The following is an 18,023-nucleotide window of genomic DNA, read 5'->3' as shown; positions in this document are numbered from 1 at the left end:
AACAAATGTTGAAAAAAGCATTTATTACATGATGTAACTACCCACGCTACTCTTATTGTAAAAATATTTTATATTAATATGTATATATTCATTGTGTGAAATAATAAATAATAAAATGGCGGGCTAATTTGCTTGTTTAGACATGGAAAAATAAGCAGAGTTTGTTAATTAAAGGGTAAGGCAAATTAAATGGTACGATAATTTATAAAGAGATATTAAAAAAAACCGTGAACCCGAAAATATTGAAACTTAATAATTCCCCAGAGCACTGGATGGTCATTTATACCAGGTCAAATTTTGAAAGACGAATTGATAAAAGCCTGAAAGAGCAAGGTATTTTAGCATATTGTCCGGTGATTACCTCACGAAATAAGTGGGCTGACCGCATTAAGACGGTAGAAAAACCTTTCTTTCCATCTTATTTATTTGTTAAAGCAAATCCGCTTCAATTAAGTAAGATAAGATATGTGCCAGGTGTGATTGACCTGATCTCGAATAATGGAAAACCGGTGATTATTAGTGATAATGAGATTGAACAAATTAAAATTATCACGCAGTCATATACTGATGTACAAGTAGTTAGTTTAAAAAGCTTGAAGGTTGGAGATAAGGTTAAAGTAAACGACGGCGTACTTTTTAACATGGAGGGTTTGGTAAATAAAATAATGGGTACAAAAGTGCTTATGGTAATTGAGCAGCTGGACTGTGCTGTTATTGTAAAAGTTAACGCCGACCAATTAACGTTGAGTACGGCCATCTAACAAAAAAAACGGTCAATTATTATTTCTTATAATAGTTATAAATTAAAATAATCGTTACTGCTAATTTTTACAAAAATTGATTGCTTTTATGGATATTCATCATGGACAAATCGTTGAATTAGTTGTTAGGCGTGAGGGATATAACATAAGTGAATTGGCCAGACTTGCCAAGGTTAACAGGAGATCCGTGTACTATTGGTTTAATCAGCAATATCTTAAAACAGAGCTGATTTACCAGATTGGCGTACATATTAAACACGATTTCTCGGTAGAATTTCCTCATTTATTTAAACCTGACGACTTTGCTCAGGTGGATTACCAGAGAGGTCCCAAAAGCGGCAATGAATTATCCCATCAAAACGAAGTTAGTTATTGGAAAGATAAGTATTTGGAGACCCTGGAAAAGTATAATTTGCTTTTAACCAAAATGGCCGAAAAATATACCGCGGAGATAGAATCGGAGATGAAAAACCGATCAGATGAAAAATAATTAAAATCAATTAGTTATTTTGATTTATCAAAATCGTAAATACTCTTTAAATAAAAATTAATTTCCCTGAGAAATTTCAGTTGAGGCCTGATCTCTTCGATAGTTGTATTTTGATTTTCGTTATCAATAATGGCGTCTGAAATTGACCCGAGCATGGTATCAAATCCTTCTTTGCTAATGTCCATAAAAGCTGAGCAATGCTTTAAAAAGTCCTTAAATTCATCAATATTAATTTTAAAATTGATTCCATTAAGACCGAAAGTCTGTTCTTTGTTGTCATCGGATGTTGTCGTTCTTTCCAATACCATCAGCTTGGGCTTTTAAAATTTAGCTATAAAAGAATAAAAAACTATAGGACAGCCGTGTTTTACGATTAAAGAATTATAAAGGTTTCAAATATTATGTTTTATTTTCTTGCTAACGCAATCGTAATGTAGATTCAGGAATGAATTTTTTGAATTTTTGCGATCAATGGCGACCCCGAATTGTGTAATCATTTTCTTTTTTTGTGTATAAATATTCCCGGTATAAATTCAGGGATTTGAACCCATATAATATATTCTGTATTGAATTTTGTCACATTTTTGTTAAACAAGTATTTAAAATATGGATATTTTTTTTAAACAATTTGTGTTTATTTGGTATTTTTTATAGTGTATACTGGGTATTTATTATATTTTTTAATATATTGTTTATATATTTTGTATTTGTATGTTGGTTGTGATATATAAAGATGCGTATAAGTTAATTACATATAATTCAAAAATACCTCAACGAAATTGGTTTATTGTTAATTTGGCGATGTGAATTGTGGGTAATTTAATGGAAATTGAATTGGTAAGGCGAAAGCTATGCCATTGATAATAAAAACAAACAAATTCTGGCTTATTATTATAAGTTGTTGCGGTGTATGATGTCGTTAATGGAGAAAAGCAAGCGCTGGTATTTGAGAAAGAAATTTAAGCACCAAAGGAATAATTTGAACCCAAAAGTCTCGTTGCGGATTATCTTAAAATAATAATGAACAAGAAAGCTATTTTGAAAGGTGAGTGAGTTGGAAACACCGCATAGAGAGGGTTTGATGATCCTGACTGGCAGCTTAATGGCAACATGTCATGGATATAGAAAGCTATTTAGCAATCTCGATATACGAACTGGTTTTTGAAGATAATAATTGAGCAACAAGGCCTGAATGCGAATGATGGAATTTGTAAAGATGTTTTTTTGAGGTTGGGTGGCGGAAAAGATTTCATCTAAATCACGCAGTGCCTGCGCAAATGATGCGCAGGCCCAATTTATCGATGGTTAAACCGCAAATATATTTGCACTACCTAATTTTATACGGGCAAATTTGTATAGAATATTGCTGATAGCGAAGCGGTAATGAGCTGGTGCATCAGTCTAATTTAGGCCACCATTTTGAGCGTGAGCTGCGAAAATGAATAAGATTATCAGTGCTGGAACAATTAGTGCCAGAGAAACGTTTCTAAGCTGTATGGCGTCTGCATTACCGTAGATTACTGCTTTGAATGATTTAGTTAAGGTTTTCATTTTGTTTTGATTTAGTTAAATATTTATGTTACAATGTTGATTGATTACCGTCTCAAAAAGTATTGTCAGATAAATGAATAGCATAAAAATATATGAAATTTGTCTCAGGAGAATGTAAAGTTGTAAACTGATACAATGTGGGAAAAAGTGTATAACAATTTCACGATATAGTAGATCGTGGGCTTAATGAAGTCAAAGTGAAGTTTATCTGCGGTGAAAAACTTTGGAGCCTAATTTATTTATAGGGATGGTTTGGTATCCACAAGGCGTATAATATAAAACCTTATTTACAAATCCTTGTCCCAACTGCGATATCATTACCATATTAAGTGATGCACCGTCATCCGCCCGTAGCTCTTAAAAGCGGTCGGAAAAGATCGCTTTGTTAATTATTATCAATTGATTGTGAATTAAATAAAAGTTCGATTTTTGGAAAATAAATCCGAGAAACGGCATGAGCGCCCGTCGAGACAAGTGTCACAATCCGCCCCCAACTGGTTTTATCAACGGGATGAGGATGTACGTGCTAAAAGCGTAATCGCGTTATGGGTACTTTATTTCTGGAACATTGGCTCAGGTCTTATTAAGCAATTGGTGCGCTGGATAGTAATTCTCTTTTATCAGATCAGATGCAAATCTCCGTTGCGGTTGTCTTTATGCTTGTCGCGCTGCCACCTACTGTCACCTACCCATCCCGTTAAAAAAAGGAGTATAAGCACTTGGTTTAATCTTTTATTTCCCGCTGCGCAAGGTCTGGCGTTACTACAACGTTTGCGTAGATTATTATATGTCAATATAGTACCAGTCATTATTACGATTGTATGGTAACATAAGAGCAGTGCAACACATGCTTATTAACCATTCAGCATAATCGCAATCATTATAAACCAAGGCGGTTAATCCGTCAAAAATAAACCAATATGAAAAAACCTTTTATAGCCTGTTTGCTATTACTATTTTTTACGCACGCTGTTTTTGCCCAGAAAGAGCTTACCCGCGACGAACGTATGAAATGGTGGCGTGAAGCCCGTTTCGGAATGTTTATTCATTGGGGCGATTATGCTGGATTGGCGGGTATGTATAAGGGGCATGAAGTAGGGCGTGGCGGAGAATGGATTATGAACAGGGCCAAAATTCCGGTAGCCGAATACCAACAGTTTGCCCAAAAGTTTAATCCCGTAAAATATAACCCCGAAGCCTGGGTGAAGCTGGCCAAAGAAGCCGGAATGAAATATATTGTAATAACGGCAAAACATCATGATGGTTTTGCAATGTTTAAATCAAACGCCAGTAAATGGAATATTGCCGATGCTACACCTTATGGTAAAGATGTTTTAAAACCATTGGCTGCAGCTTGCCGCAAATATGGTATTAAACTGGGCTTTTATTATTCACAGGCCCAGGACTGGAATAATCCCGGCGGTGCAGCGGCACGTAAAGTAAGCAGCGAAGGCTGGGCTAATCCCGATTCGGCAAAGATTGATGCCTATACTAAAGAAAACAGCGGCCATTGGGATCCTGTTCAAACCTCGAGCACCATGGTGCAATATATTGATAAAGTAGCCGTACCGCAGGTAAAAGAGCTGCTTACCAACTATGGCGATGTTGCGGTAATTTGGTGGGATACACCAACAGCCATGACCGACGAGTTTGCGCAAAAACTTCAGGACGTATTAAAGTTACAACCCAATATCATAACCAACGACCGGCTTAAACGCCCCAATTTTGCCGGCGATTATAAAACCCCAGAACAAAAAATTCCAAACCTTAGCGAACTTGATGGAAAGGATTGGGAAGCCTGCATGACCATGAACGGTACCTGGGGTTATAAAAGTTATGATCATAAATGGAAAACGCCCGAAACACTAATCCATAACCTGATTGACATAGCCTCAAAAGGAGGGAATTACCTGTTAAATGTTGGCCCTACTGCCGAAGGTGAGTTTCCGCAGGAAAGTATCACTACTTTAAAAAAGATGGGAGAATGGATGAAGGTAAACGGCGAAGCTATTTACGCTACCAAGGCAAGCCCTTTACAACCACTGAGCTGGGGGCGCTGCACATCGAAGCCTGAAGGTAAAAATACTATCCTGTATTTTTCTGTATTTAACTGGCCTGCCGATGGGAAACTAACCATTCCCGGGTTAAAAAATGAAATTATTGGCGCCAAAATGCTTGACGGCGGCAGCACTTTAAAAACAGGTGTAAGTAACGACGGCATAACTATAAATGTAGCCGATAAAGCCACAGATAACATTGCCACAGTAATTAAGGTGGAAGTAAAAGGGCTTATAGATACACAGGCAGCCAGGCCGGCTGAAAAAATGAAAACAGGTGCGCTGGATTAATAAACCGAACTATCGTCAACAGTAAATCAACATAAATGAGACCACAATTGCTAAAAGTATCATCCGGTCCTGCGCGGTCCTTCAGTGTACGACAGGACCTGGTTCCTTCTATTAATAGTAAATGGCACTACCATCCCGAAGTAGAGTTGATCCACTTTGAAAAAGGTAGTGGAACTCAGTTTATAGGCGATAACATACGGCAGTTTAACACCGGCGATATTGTTTTGGTAGGATCGTACCTGCCGCACTACTGGCGTTTTGATGATATCTATTTTTCACGGGATGAAAAAGCCGAGGTTGATATAAGGGTGGCCCATTTTTGCGAAAATTTTTGGGGGAATGATTTTTTGCAACTGCCGGAGAACAAAAATATAAAAACCGTGCTGGAAAAAGCCAGGCGTGGAATACAAATTACCGGTAAAGTAAAAAAACAGGTTGCCGAAATTATGCAGAAGCTGCTGGCTGCCGAAGGTGCAAAACGAATACTGTTATTGATAGAGGTATTGAATACAATTGCCGAAGGCGACCACACCGATTGTTTATCATCAATTGGCTTTAGCCCGAATGTGGAGGAATCCCGCAATGATGGCATTAATATAATTTATGAGTATTCGCTGGCAAATTTCAAAAACAAAATACACATGGATGAGCTTGCCGAACTGGCCGGGGTTAGTCCTAACTCATTTTGTCGTTATTTTAAAGCGCGCACACAAAAAACATATTCTAAGTTTTTGCTGGAGATTAAAGTTGGGCATGCCTGTAAGTTACTGATAGAAAACAGGTTGCCATTAAAGCAATTATGTTATGAAAGCGGATTCAACAATTTTGCAAACTTCCATAAATACTTTAAGCAAATTACCGGCAAAAGCCCTTTAAACTATCAAAGAGAGTTTATCCAGGTAAAATCAAAAGTTTCATATGAGTAAATTAGTACTGTTTATTTACCTGGCTTTTTTTTGCGGGGGTACTGTTTTAAAAGCACAAAGCAACAAGCAAATAATTATTGCCACAAAAAATGTAAATTTGGTATTTACGGTCGGGGCCAATAACAGGGTATACCAGGCATACCTGGGGAAACGGTTTTTAAATCAGGCAGATAATAGCTTAATTCCTAATAATAAACATGAGGCTTATATTGCCGGTGGGATGGAAGACCTGTTGCAACCCGCCATCCGCTTAATTCACAGCGATGGTAACCCATCGCTCGAACTAAGGTATGTAAACCACACAACAAAAAATTCAGACCAAAATATTTCAGAAACCAACATCCTGCTGCAGGATCCCAAATATCCGGTGCAGGTGATATTGCATTACCAGGCTTTTAGTGAGGAGGATATCATAAAATCGTGGGCTGAGATTAAAAATGATGAAAAAGGCGAAATAAACGTAGAAAACTATGCCTCATCTATGCTGCATTTTGAGGCTAAAGATTATTGGCTTACACAATTTCATGGCGATTGGGCTTCTGAAATGAAAATGCAGGAAAGCAAGCTTACAAGCGGCGTAAAAGAGATTGACAGTAAATTAGGCACCCGTGCCGATATGTATCAAACCCCGGTGTTTTTCCTCGCGCTAAATAAACCGGCAGATGAAACAACCGGGGAGTTAATTGCAGGCACATTAGCCTGGACAGGTAATTTTCAATTCCATTTTGAAATAGATGAACGCAACGCCTTAAGAGTAATATCGGGCATTAACCCTTATGCATCAGCCTATAAGCTAAAAAAGGGCGAAACCTTTACAACCCCGGCATTTATTTTTACCTATTCAACTACAGGAAAGGGGCAGGCGAGCCGGAATTTACATCAATGGGCACGTAATTATGGTGTACTGGATGGTAATAAACCGCGCCTCACCTTATTAAATAACTGGGAGGCCACACATGTTAATTTTAATGAAAAAGAACTGGTGGGCTTGTTTGATGATGCCACAAAACTGGGTGTCGACCTGTTTTTGCTTGATGATGGATGGTTCGGAAATAAATACCCACGTGATAACGACAAAGCGGGATTAGGAGATTGGCAGGAGAGCAAGGCAAAACTACCAAACGGGATAGGCTATTTGGTTAAACAAGCTGAAGCTAAAGGGTTAAAATTTGGCATCTGGCTTGAGCCGGAAATGGTAAATCCTAAAAGCGAATTATATGAGCAGCATCTGGATTGGATTTTAAAATTACCCAACCGGGATGAAAATTATCAACGTAACCAGTTGGTGTTAGATCTTACAAACCCTAAAGTAGCCGATTATGTATATCATACAGTGGTTGATATGCTAACAAAAAATCCCGGCCTGGCTTATATTAAATGGGATTGTAACCGGAGTATGAGTAATACCTGGTCGCCGTATTTAAAGGATAGGCAGTCGGCATTGTTTGTCGACTATACTTTAAGCCTTTATAAAATCTTAGATCGTATAAGGCAAAAATATCCGCATTTACCTATTATGCTTTGTTCGGGAGGCGGGGGCCGTACCGACTATGGGGCTTTAAAATACTTCACCGAGTTTTGGCCAAGTGATGATACCGATCCTTTAGAGCGCGTGTATATACAATGGGGATATAGTAATTTTTTCCCGGCCTTAACTATCTCAAGTCATGTTACATCCTGGGGAAAACAATCTATCAAATTCCATACGGATGTTGCTATGATGGGTAAACTTGGCTATGATATTAAGGTGAGTAAAATGACAGATGATGAATTGCAGTTTAGTAAACAGGCGGTTAAAAACTATAACCGCTTAAGTAATACCATTTGGTTTGGCGATCTATACCGTATTATTTCTCCCTACGATGAAAACCGAATGGTGGCCATGTATGTAAATGCAGAAAAATCAAAGGCGGTTTTGTTTAATTACAACCTTAACACCAGGTATAAAGAAGTATTTAACAGGGTACGATTACAGGGCCTGGATAGTCAAAAAAAATATAAAGTGGAAGAAACAAACCTTATGCCCGGTGCCAAATCAAATCTTGCGGAAAACGGGCGTGTTTTTAGCGGCGATTATTTGATGACCATGGGGCTTAATTTAACCCCGGGGAAATTAATACCGTTAACCAGTATGGTAATAGAGATAAATGCAGAGAATTAATAAAAGACAATTAATATAAACTATTGATGCAATTTAAACAATACACAATAATAGCATTGCTTGCAGGATTAATTATACCTGCAGCAAAGGCTCAAACTAAAGCGGTTACCCTTGATTGTTTTTTTAATAATGAATATCGTAAAAATGCATCGGGTACAATGGAGCGTTTTCATTATACCTGGGAGGATACCAAAAGTTCGGGATATTCAATATGGGGGAATATTTTTAAACAAAATGGTGCAAGCCTGAAAAGCCTTATGGCCGAGCCAACTGCAGAAAGTTTAAAAGGCACTGATATTTATATTATTGTTGACCCTGATACGAAGAAAGAAACGGCCAATCCTAATTATATTGAATCGAGGCATATTAAAGCTATAGCTGATTGGGTCAAAAAAGGCGGTGTGCTGGTAATGCTTGCAAATGACAGTGCTAATGCCGAACTGCCTCATTTAAACAACCTGGCAGGAAAATTCGGGATCCATTTTAACGATGATTTATACAAGCACGTTATTGACAAGCAATTTGAAATGGGAGCAATAGCTATTTCGCCGGGTAACCCTATATTTAAAACAGCCCGCAAGGTTTATTTAAAAGATATAGCAACCATAAAACTATCATTAAATGCCCAACCTGCGCTTACAGATAGCGGTAAAGTAATTGTGGCCACAGCACAGTATGGCAGGGGGATAGTGTTTACAGTTGGCGACCCATGGATATATAATGAATACACTAACGGAAGACTGACACCTTCTATGGGGTTCGAAAATGATAAGGCGGCAGAGGATATAACCCAATGGCTTTTGTCGCAAATACCTAAAAAGGAATAAATTAATAAGCTAAGTGCCAAAAATGTCGGTTTTGATTGTTTTGGAGCATAAATTACAGTAAATAAGTACCTTACATTCAAATATTGACATGGGTTTTTAAGTAACATTTATGTTGCTGTTTCGTACTTATTCAATTTTTATATACTTTTAAATAGTGGCAGGATGTATCTGTTAAAAATTATAAACCAGTTAACATCGCATAAATTATTTATACTTAAAATAAAATGGAGTTGTTTTAACAGCTTATAAATTAACTTTAGTGTAATTAACCAGGTAGCAATATAGATGAATAAATTGCTAAATTAATTGCATAAACAAGCCGTAATTATAATTTAATTGCAGTACCAATTATAAAAACCAATTATTAATAATACAAAGTTGCCAAAAGCAGACTGTATTATTTGATACATAAGAAATGCTGTCTGAAGTAGAATTAATAACATTAATTAAGCAGGGAGATATCCGGGCCTTTGACGAGTTTTATAAAAGAAACTGGCGGGGCTTATACCAGGCTGCTTATCGTTCAACGGGTTCATCTGATGATGCCAAGGACCTTGTTCAAACGGTTTTCATCAGTTTATGGAAATGCAGGTTTACCCTTTGCCCCGAGCAATATAATTCATCGTATCTCTTAAGGGCCTTAAAGAATAATATCATTAATTTTCACAAAAAGGATGCGATCAGGAGGAGGGGAGTGGATGAACTAATGCAATTAAGTGGCGGCAACGAATTTACCAACGAAGACGATTTAATTGCCAAAGAACTCTCCAATACAATTGAAGGCCGCATTAAAGAGCTACCTGGTAAAATGCAACAGGTGTTTGTGTTGTCCCGTCAGCAAAATTTATCCATCAGCGAAATATCTGAGATGCTTGATATAGCCCCCCGTACAGTAAAAAACCAGATCTCTAACGCGCTTAAAATATTACGCACAGGATTGGATGTGTTCCTTGTGATAACTTTTCTTTTTATAAAATAAATCTGGTACCAAAACCAGTTGCGCTTGTATTATAAGTGCCAATGCATAAACTGCCTTGTAGGCAGATATTTAAAAACCAAAATACACTTTTACAATAATGATAAAATGGCTGAAGCCTGGTCATAAGCCTATTGGCGGTGAAGCACATCTGCATGATGAGGCAGCTATGCAGGCGATAGAAAAGCAGATGTTAAATGCTATTCATAAAGAAATTTATGGTAAGTGGTATTTTATAAAAACAACGTCGGGTAAATATGCCGTTGCAGCATCGTTTGTACTTTTATGCTGCTCGATAGCATTGGGCCTTAAACTCTCTTTAAAAAATAAAATCAATTTTGTTACGGTTGCTGCGGCAAATGGGCATATCAATATTGTTGACTTACCCGACGGGTCAAAGGTGTGGTTAAACTCGGGCTCCACTATCCGTTATCCCGACAAGTTTGACAAAACCCGCGAAATTCAGTTGATTAACGGCGAAGCTTTTTTCGACATAAAACACGACGAACATAGTCCTTTTATTGTTCATTATGGCAGTTTGCATGCACGTGTTTTAGGAACGGCCTTTAATATCAAATACTTTAAAAAACTTAGTGATGTAAGGGTAACCGTAACAAGGGGACTCGTAGAGGTTGGAAAAAATCGTGAAAGTTTTGGCGTGCTTGCTCGTGATAATGAAGTTTCCTATGATCAGCTAAGCAATCAGCACATCATTCGCAAAGTTGATTCACGGAAGATAGCCGCCTGGACAACAAACGAGGTTAATTTATATGATGTTTCTTTTGCTGAACTGATGCTCAGGCTCGAAAACATCTATAACGTTCACATCACCTACGATCATGATAAATTGAACACCCTGCCAACAACTATTCATTTTTCAAACAACGATAATTTGCAGCAGGTGCTCGAAATTATTAAAACAATACATCGCGTAAACTATACGATAAAGGGAAAGGAGGTTTCTTTAGAAAAAATACCTAACAAATAGTAAATAAAAAATGCCAATGTCTATGAGCAAAGCTTAGCAGACATTGGCACTGAGTTAATGTAAGTTATTGGCAGGTTCCAAGCTAAACCAATGATTTACATAGTTTTTTAAGACAAAAACTTTGTAAAGATGATAAAAAAATTGACTAAATTTTTTACTTTTTTCATGAAAGTATCAATAACTGTAGTAGTATGCTCGCTGGTGTGTTGCCAGTTACTGCTTGCTAAGACAGCAAAGAGCCAGATTTCGGCCACGCTTGTCAAAATTTCCTTTGGCAAGGAAAGTCTGCAGAGCTCCATCAGTAAGCTCGAAAAACAAACGGGCATCAAATTCTCCTACAACCCCGAAGATTTAAAGGGGTATTCGGTTAAACCTAATAAGTTCAAAGAGGAAAAACTGAGCAATATCCTTAACTACCTGTTTTCTAAAACACAGCTTACGTTTAAAGAAATTAGTGACGGTATTGTAATTTACGACAAAACAGCAACACTGAAAACGAGCTTGTTCACCGATAAATCTTCCGGACCGGATATAAAAACCGAATCGGCCGATATTACGGTTACAGGCACGGTGTCAGATTTAAACGGCCCCCTACCGGGTGTATCAGTTGTGATTGAAGGCAGTACCAAAGGTGTTATCACCAATACCAACGGAGCTTATTCGCTAAGAGCTGCTCCGGATGCAGCGTTGATATTTTCTTCTATCGGTTATAAAACACAAAAAATCAATATTAACAACCAAACCGTTATTAATGTAACTATGGTAAGCGATTTGAGGTCGTTGAGCGATGTTATAGTGGTTGGTTATGGTGTTCAGAAAAAGTCGGACATAACAGGTTCAATAGTCTCTGTTAATGAGCAGGCGCTTCGCGATATTCCGGCCGCAAATATAGGCCAGGCGTTACAGGGGCAGGCCGCAGGTGTTGATATTCAAAAAAGCGCCGGTAACAGCCATCCGGGAGCTACGCCTTCAATCTTAATCAGGGGCACCAGGTCAATAAACGCCTCAAATTCACCATTGATTGTAGTTGATGGCCTTCCTTTTAACGGAAGCCTTAATGATATTAATCCGGATGATATAGTATCGTTAGAGGTATTGAAGGATGCTTCCTCCACCGCTATTTATGGTTCAAGGGGAGCTAACGGTGTTTTATTGGTTTCTACCCGCCGGGGTAAAAAAGGCGGTACATCAATAACCTACAGTGGTTACGCCGGTTTTAACAAGCCAATGGGGCATTATAATGTAATGAATGGCACTCAATTTGAAGACCTTAAAAAATGGGGCCTCATCAACGGGAACCCCGGCAAATATTCGGGCTTGGATGATCCGGCCTTTTTAACCGATGGCTCTTTTGCCCCGCAGGAAGTAGCCTCAATTAAAAGCGGACGCAGTACAGATTGGCAAGACCTGATTTATAAAACCGGTTTTGTTACCGATCACCAGTTAGGCGTTTCCGGTGGTAACGATTTAACCCAATATGCTATATCTGGCGGGTATTATAACGAAACCGGTATATATTTTGGCCAGTCATTCGTGCGGTACGCTATCAAATTAAGCATTGATCAGCAATTGGGTAAAAACGTTAAAATAGGCTTAAGCAGTTTAAACACCTTAAGCTATACCAATGGCGAAAATGCTAACCCACTTGGGCAGGCGCTAAGGGCAAGCCCGCTTTCTACCCCGTATGATGATGCGACCGGGCAATTAGTAGGTTTTACAGCGGGCAGTGCCAACCAGGTTTGGAACCCGCTTGCTAACTTTGTTCCAGGTGCTGTTGCCGAAACACGCAAACGGTTTGGAACATTTACCACTGCTTATGCCGAGATTAACCTGGCGCCGGGCTTAAAATACAGGTTTAACGGTGGTGCCGAAATACGGCCCGATATATACGGAAATTACTACGCCAGCGCAACCACTAATAACCTGGGCGGTGCATCTACAGCAAATAACCAAAGTACTTACAGCTACAACTATACGCTTGAAAATATTTTAACTTACGACAAAACAATTGCTCAAAAGCACCATATCAATTTTACTGGTCTGTACAGTTTGCAGGAAAGTCAATCGCAATCTAACTCATTCAGTTATAACAATATTCTGTCAGATGGTATTCAGTATTTTAACCCGCAGTATGGCGCTAATTTGAGCGGATCCGGCTCGTACTCAAAATGGGATATTATATCCTACATGGCAAGGGTAAATTATGGCTTTGCCAATAAATACCTGCTTACATTAACCATGCGTTCAGATGGTTCATCGCGCCTGGCGCCTGGTAACAAGTATCATGTGTTCCCATCGGCCGCTGCCGCGTGGAATATTACTCAGGAGCCTATGTTTAAAGATTCGCACGTGTTATCAAATCTTAAATTGCGGGTAAGCTATGGTACGGTTGGTAATACTGCCATTAACCCTTACCAAACATTAGGCGCGTTAACATCGGTTAACTATAACTTTGGCTCTACCAACCTCACCGGGGCATACCCAACAAACGTGCCCAACCCCAACCTTACCTGGGAGTATACATCGACACTAAATGCCGGTGTTGACTTTGGTTTTCTTGACGGACGGATAACGGGTGCCGTTGATGCTTATCATCAATATACCAGGTCGTTGTTGCTTCCCTTGTCTTTACCGCCAACATCCGGTATCCCCAACAGCATTTTAACCAATGTTGGCCAAACGCAAAACAAGGGTATCGAAATAAGCGTAAGCAGTGTTAATATACAGGGTAACGGCAGAAACAGCTTTAGCTGGACTACCAGTGCCAACATTACCTTCAACCGCGGAACAGTAACCAAATTAGCAAGCGGTGTTACGCAGGACATAGCGAACAACCTTTTCGTAGGTCAGTCTATTAATGCCATCTTCGACTATAAAAAAGTGGGAATCTGGCAAAATACTGCCGCTGATACCGCGCAGGCAAAAAGCCTTGGGCTTACCACAACAGGTACTGGTTCGGTTATAGGCACCATAAGGGTAGAAGATGTAAACAAGGATGGAAAGATTAGTGCAAGCGACAGGATAGTGCTTGGATCAGATCAGCCAAAATACACAGGTGGATTTACCAACCGTATAGCCTACAAGGGTTTTGATTTTACCGTAGTTGGAGTTTACAGGGTAGGCGGTTTAATAACCTCCCGGTTATTTCAAAGCGGCGGTTTTGTTAATACCTTCCAGGGCAATTATAATAACCTGAATGAAGATTACTGGACCCCAACCAATCATCAAAATTTTTATCCAAAACCAAACTCTGCATCAACCAATACACCTTACTCATCGTTACTGAGCTACTTTGATGGTACTTTCCTTAAAATAAGGAGCGCTACACTGGGTTATTATATGCCCGAATCAATAACAAAACGTATTAAGGCAAAGTCATTAAGAATATATGCAACGGCGCAAAATCCATTTATACTTTTTTCGCCGTATCGCAATACTTTTCACGGTCTTGACCCCGAAACGGCTGGAAGCTTAGCCATTGATACTCCTCCCACAAAGTCATTTATATTCGGTATTAACATGACACTTTAAATTAAAATAAGATGAAAAGGATATCTATATATTTATACAGCTGTTTATTTTTAGGTCTGATTGTTACCTCGTGTAAAAAAACATTGGTAGAAGCTCCTAAATCAACCTTAACCCCAGCTTTTTTTACAACAACACAGGGTTTCATGTCGGGGCTTACGGCAGCCTATGCCGGTTTCAGGACCATTTGGGGACCTGATACCTATTTTGAAATGACCGTGCCCGGTACCGACGAATTTATTGCCGGTAACGATGGCAATAACGGCCTGGTTAAATACAACAGTAACTTCAATACCGCCGATGGCATAGTAGCCGGCATTTGGAAAAACTGTTACACCTATATCAATACCTGTAACGGTCTAATTGATAATGCTCCGGCCGGGCTGGATGATGCAACAAAAGCAAGTTTAATTGGCGAGGCTAAGTTTCTGCGGGCCAACTATTACTTTATATTAGTTCAGTTTTGGGGCGATGTAACCTTAAATAAAAGCTTTCAGGCAACCCCAACAACTTCTGCCACGCGCGCGCCGATGGCCGATGTATATACTTTTATAATTCAGGACCTTAAAGATGCCATAGCTGCTTTGCCTGTAGGGCCGTTAACCAATGGCGTACAGCCGGGGAGGGCTACCAAAGCTGCTGCAGAGCATATGCTTGCAAAAGTTTACTTAACAAGGGCGGGCTCATCGGCCAAGCAAGCTGATGATTATAAAAACGCATATACCAACGCAATTGATTTAATTACCAATGTTGCTCCTGGTGCCGGCATAAAGCTGCAGCAGGATTTTGGAAAAGTATTTGCCGAAGGCAATGAAAGCAACAGCGAAATATTGTGGACAGTACAGCACACTACAACACTGGCCTACAATGGTTCGCCAACTCAAAATAATAGCGGCCCCGATAATTTGCTGTGCCATTTATTTGCGCCTAAATATGAGGTGCAGCCAGGTATGCAGCGCAGCACACTTTATGGCCGGCCTTATATACGTGCTGTACCTACCCATTGGCTTACCGATACCGTGTTTAAAGAAAGGGTAAATGATCAACGGTATAATAAAACGTTTCAAACCATGTGGTTGTGTAACAATGCTGCATCTATACCAAACTGGCCCAATCCTTTACCGGCAGGGGCTCCGGCGGGTGCACAACCAGGCGCACCTAAATTTACGGTAGGCGATACAGCTATATGGATGCCGGGTTATGACATGACATCCAGCCAAATTGCAGGGTATCGTTACCAGGTTATTCCGCCAGGTAAATACAGTATTGCCCTGTCGCCGGCCATGATCAAATATTTTGATACCAAACGGCCCGATCAAAATTCACCATCCAGCAGGCCTATCATCATATACCGCTTAGCCGAAACCTATTTAATTGCTGCCGAAGCATTGTATATGGATGGCCGTGCAGCTGATGCGGTACCGTATATCAATGCGGTGCGCGAAAGAGCTGCTTACCCATCGGGCAACGCGGCTGCAATGGATATCACTGCTGATAAAATCACACTGGATTTTATTTTGGATGAGCGCTCAAGAGAGCTATGCGGCGAACTGGTACGCTGGCTTGACCTGGCCCGTACAGGTAAGTTACTGGAAAGGGTAAAGCTGCATAACACCGATGGTAAAAGTAACATTAAGCCATTTCACGTGCTGCGCCCAATTCCGCAAACACAAATTGATGCCACTATTACCGGCACCCCTTATCCTCAAAACCCTGGTTGGTAAGTTAGTGTCTTGTCATACTTAAATTGTCGGTTAGTCTTAAGTCGGAAGGCTTAAGTTCTGAGTAAGAAACAAGCAAAATACGACTTGAGACTACCGACTAAAAACTGTTTACTTAATACAGGGTTCACTTAACATCTATTTATAACAAACAAAACGCAATAATTAAAACCTTATGAAAAAGCATAACCCGGTTCCAGGTATTCTTTTTACTTTTCTTTTGTTTTTTTATGGCCTTACAGCTTATGCTGGAGTTTATCCGGCACCCGAAACATCACCATATAATGTAAAACTTTATGGCGTAAAAGGAGATGGAAAAACCATTGATACCAAAGGGATTAATAAAGCAATAGATGCTGCGGCAACAGCCGGCGGAGGCACTGTTTACTTTCCTGCCGGTAATTATTTATGCGGTTCTATTCATCTCAAAAGCAATATCTCTTTGTACATAGACCAGGGAGCTACAATAATTGCAGCTCCAATTGCTGATGATTCAGGTTATGATTTACCCGAAGATAAGATCGACAACAAATACCAGGATTTTGGGCACAGGCATTGGCATAACAGTTTGATATGGGGCGAAAACCTGCATGATATTTCCATATTAGGCCCCGGCACCCTTTGGGGAAAAGACCTGGTACGGAGTAACAAAGGAGAGGATGACAAGCGCCCCAACAAAACAATCAGCCTTTATTTATGCCGCAATGTAATCATTAAAGACATATCTATATTGCATGGCGGTTGGTTTGGCATCCTGGCTACCGGGATAGATAACTTTACTATTGATAATGTAAAAATGGATACCAACCGCGACGGGATGGATATTGACTGTTGCCGTAATGTGCGTATTTCTAACTGCAGCGTTAACTCGCCTTATGATGATGGTATATGTTTGAAAAGCACCTTTGGGCTTGGCTTTGCCCGCGCTACAGAAAATGTTACTATTACCAACTGCCAGGTAAGCGGTTATGATGAAGGTTCGTTTTTAGACGGCACTTTTAAACGGAACGAAAAAAAATACTCCGACGGCAATCCTACAGGCCGTATAAAAATGGGCACCGAATCAAATGGCGGATTTAAAAATGTCACCATATCCAATTGTGTGTTTGATTATTGCCGTGGTTTGGCCCTTGAAACGGTTGATGGTGCGCTTTTAGAAGATGTTACCATTACCAATATTACTATGCGCGATATTGTAAACGCACCCATTTTTGTTCGTTTAGGCGCGCGCATGCGTGCCCCCGAAGGTACACCTGTAGGCGCACTGAGGCGCGTTATCATCAGCAATGTGGTATGTTATAATGCCGATAATAAGCATGGTGCAATCATAAGCGGAATTCCTGGCCATGATATTGAAGACCTGCGGTTAAGCAATATCAGGATTTATTACAAAGGCGGCGGTACTAAAGAGCAATCAACACGTGAAGTACCTGGTTTAGAAAAAGAGTATCCCGAACCATACCGTTTTGGTACAATGCCATCCTATGGCTTCTTTATCCGCAATGTTAAAGATCTTAAAATGAACGATGTGGAGGTAAGTTATATTGATGAGGATCTTCGCCCGGCATTTATACTTGACCATGTAACCGGTGCCGATTTTCAGCATATCAAAGCGCAGAAAGCGGCCAATGCACCGGCATTTATTTTAAATGAAGTAAAGGATTTTAACATATATAACAGCTTGCCGGTAGCAAACACCAGGATGGCGGATGTGAATAAAAAGGAACTTTAATAAAATAAATAATT

Annotated in this window: 12 protein-coding genes; 11 read left to right on the top strand and 1 reads right to left on the bottom strand. The window is 39.6% G+C overall.

Annotated elements, in window-relative coordinates; translation table 11 throughout:
- The first annotated feature begins 227 nt into the window (after window positions 1-227).
- Together BMX56_RS25480 and BMX56_RS25475 are read left to right on the top strand one after the other, a co-directional pair.
- Entirely contained in the window at window positions 228-761 is a 534-nt protein-coding gene (locus tag BMX56_RS25480; RefSeq protein WP_143065527.1) for a UpxY family transcription antiterminator, read from the top strand.
- A gap of 154 nt (window positions 762-915) precedes the next feature.
- A complete protein-coding gene (locus BMX56_RS25475) occupies window positions 916-1,251 on the top strand; it encodes a hypothetical protein (RefSeq protein ID WP_369829653.1) in 336 nt (111 codons plus the stop codon).
- 14 nt (window positions 1,252-1,265) lie between these two features.
- Here BMX56_RS25475 and BMX56_RS25470 read toward each other — a convergent pair whose 3' ends face one another.
- On the bottom strand, window positions 1,266-1,559 hold the full coding sequence (locus BMX56_RS25470) for a hypothetical protein (protein WP_090652531.1): 294 nt from the start codon (window positions 1,557-1,559) through the stop codon (window positions 1,266-1,268).
- A gap of 2,163 nt (window positions 1,560-3,722) precedes the next feature.
- On the opposite strand from BMX56_RS25470, the gene BMX56_RS25460 reads away from it, so the two are divergent.
- The 9 genes from BMX56_RS25460 (at window position 3,723) to BMX56_RS25420 (ending at window position 18,009) form a co-directional block, all read left to right on the top strand.
- The gene (locus tag BMX56_RS25460; protein ID WP_090652529.1) at window positions 3,723-5,150 is read left to right on the top strand and encodes an alpha-L-fucosidase; all 1,428 of its coding nucleotides are present in this window, start codon (window positions 3,723-3,725) and stop codon (window positions 5,148-5,150) included.
- Window positions 5,151-5,185: 35 nt separating this feature from the next.
- Complete coding sequence (locus tag BMX56_RS25455) at window positions 5,186-6,076, top strand: AraC family transcriptional regulator (protein ID WP_090652528.1); 891 nt, start codon at window positions 5,186-5,188, stop codon at window positions 6,074-6,076.
- Window positions 6,069-8,237, top strand: coding sequence for an alpha-galactosidase (locus BMX56_RS25450; protein ID WP_090652527.1), 2,169 nt, complete (start codon window positions 6,069-6,071; stop codon window positions 8,235-8,237). The genes BMX56_RS25455 and BMX56_RS25450 overlap by 8 nt, the downstream gene beginning before the upstream one ends.
- Window positions 8,238-8,263: 26 nt before the next feature.
- Window positions 8,264-9,064, top strand: coding sequence for a DUF4350 domain-containing protein (locus BMX56_RS25445; RefSeq protein ID WP_090652526.1), 801 nt, complete (start codon window positions 8,264-8,266; stop codon window positions 9,062-9,064).
- A gap of 415 nt (window positions 9,065-9,479) precedes the next feature.
- Complete coding sequence (locus BMX56_RS25440) at window positions 9,480-10,043, top strand: RNA polymerase sigma factor (protein WP_090652525.1); 564 nt, start codon at window positions 9,480-9,482, stop codon at window positions 10,041-10,043.
- Window positions 10,044-10,140: 97 nt separating this feature from the next.
- Entirely contained in the window at window positions 10,141-11,028 is an 888-nt protein-coding gene (locus tag BMX56_RS25435) for a FecR family protein (RefSeq protein WP_090652524.1), read from the top strand.
- A gap of 165 nt (window positions 11,029-11,193) precedes the next feature.
- Window positions 11,194-14,559 carry a SusC/RagA family TonB-linked outer membrane protein gene (locus tag BMX56_RS25430; protein ID WP_090652625.1) on the top strand — a complete coding sequence of 1,122 codons (3,366 nt, stop codon included), beginning with the start codon at window positions 11,194-11,196 and terminating at the stop codon, window positions 14,557-14,559.
- 11 nt (window positions 14,560-14,570) lie between these two features.
- Complete coding sequence (locus tag BMX56_RS25425) at window positions 14,571-16,280, top strand: RagB/SusD family nutrient uptake outer membrane protein (RefSeq protein WP_090652523.1); 1,710 nt, start codon at window positions 14,571-14,573, stop codon at window positions 16,278-16,280.
- 172 nt (window positions 16,281-16,452) lie between these two features.
- Window positions 16,453-18,009 carry a rhamnogalacturonidase gene (locus BMX56_RS25420; RefSeq protein ID WP_090652522.1) on the top strand — a complete coding sequence of 519 codons (1,557 nt, stop codon included), beginning with the start codon at window positions 16,453-16,455 and terminating at the stop codon, window positions 18,007-18,009.
- The last annotated feature ends 14 nt before the right edge of the window (window positions 18,010-18,023 follow it).

Origin of the sequence: Mucilaginibacter sp. OK283, from assembly GCF_900110415.1 — a bacterium.
Lineage (GTDB): Bacteria > Bacteroidota > Bacteroidia > Sphingobacteriales > Sphingobacteriaceae > Mucilaginibacter.
The sequence above is the reverse complement of the archived record's forward strand: the minus strand, read 5'-3'. Positions and strand labels throughout refer to the sequence as shown.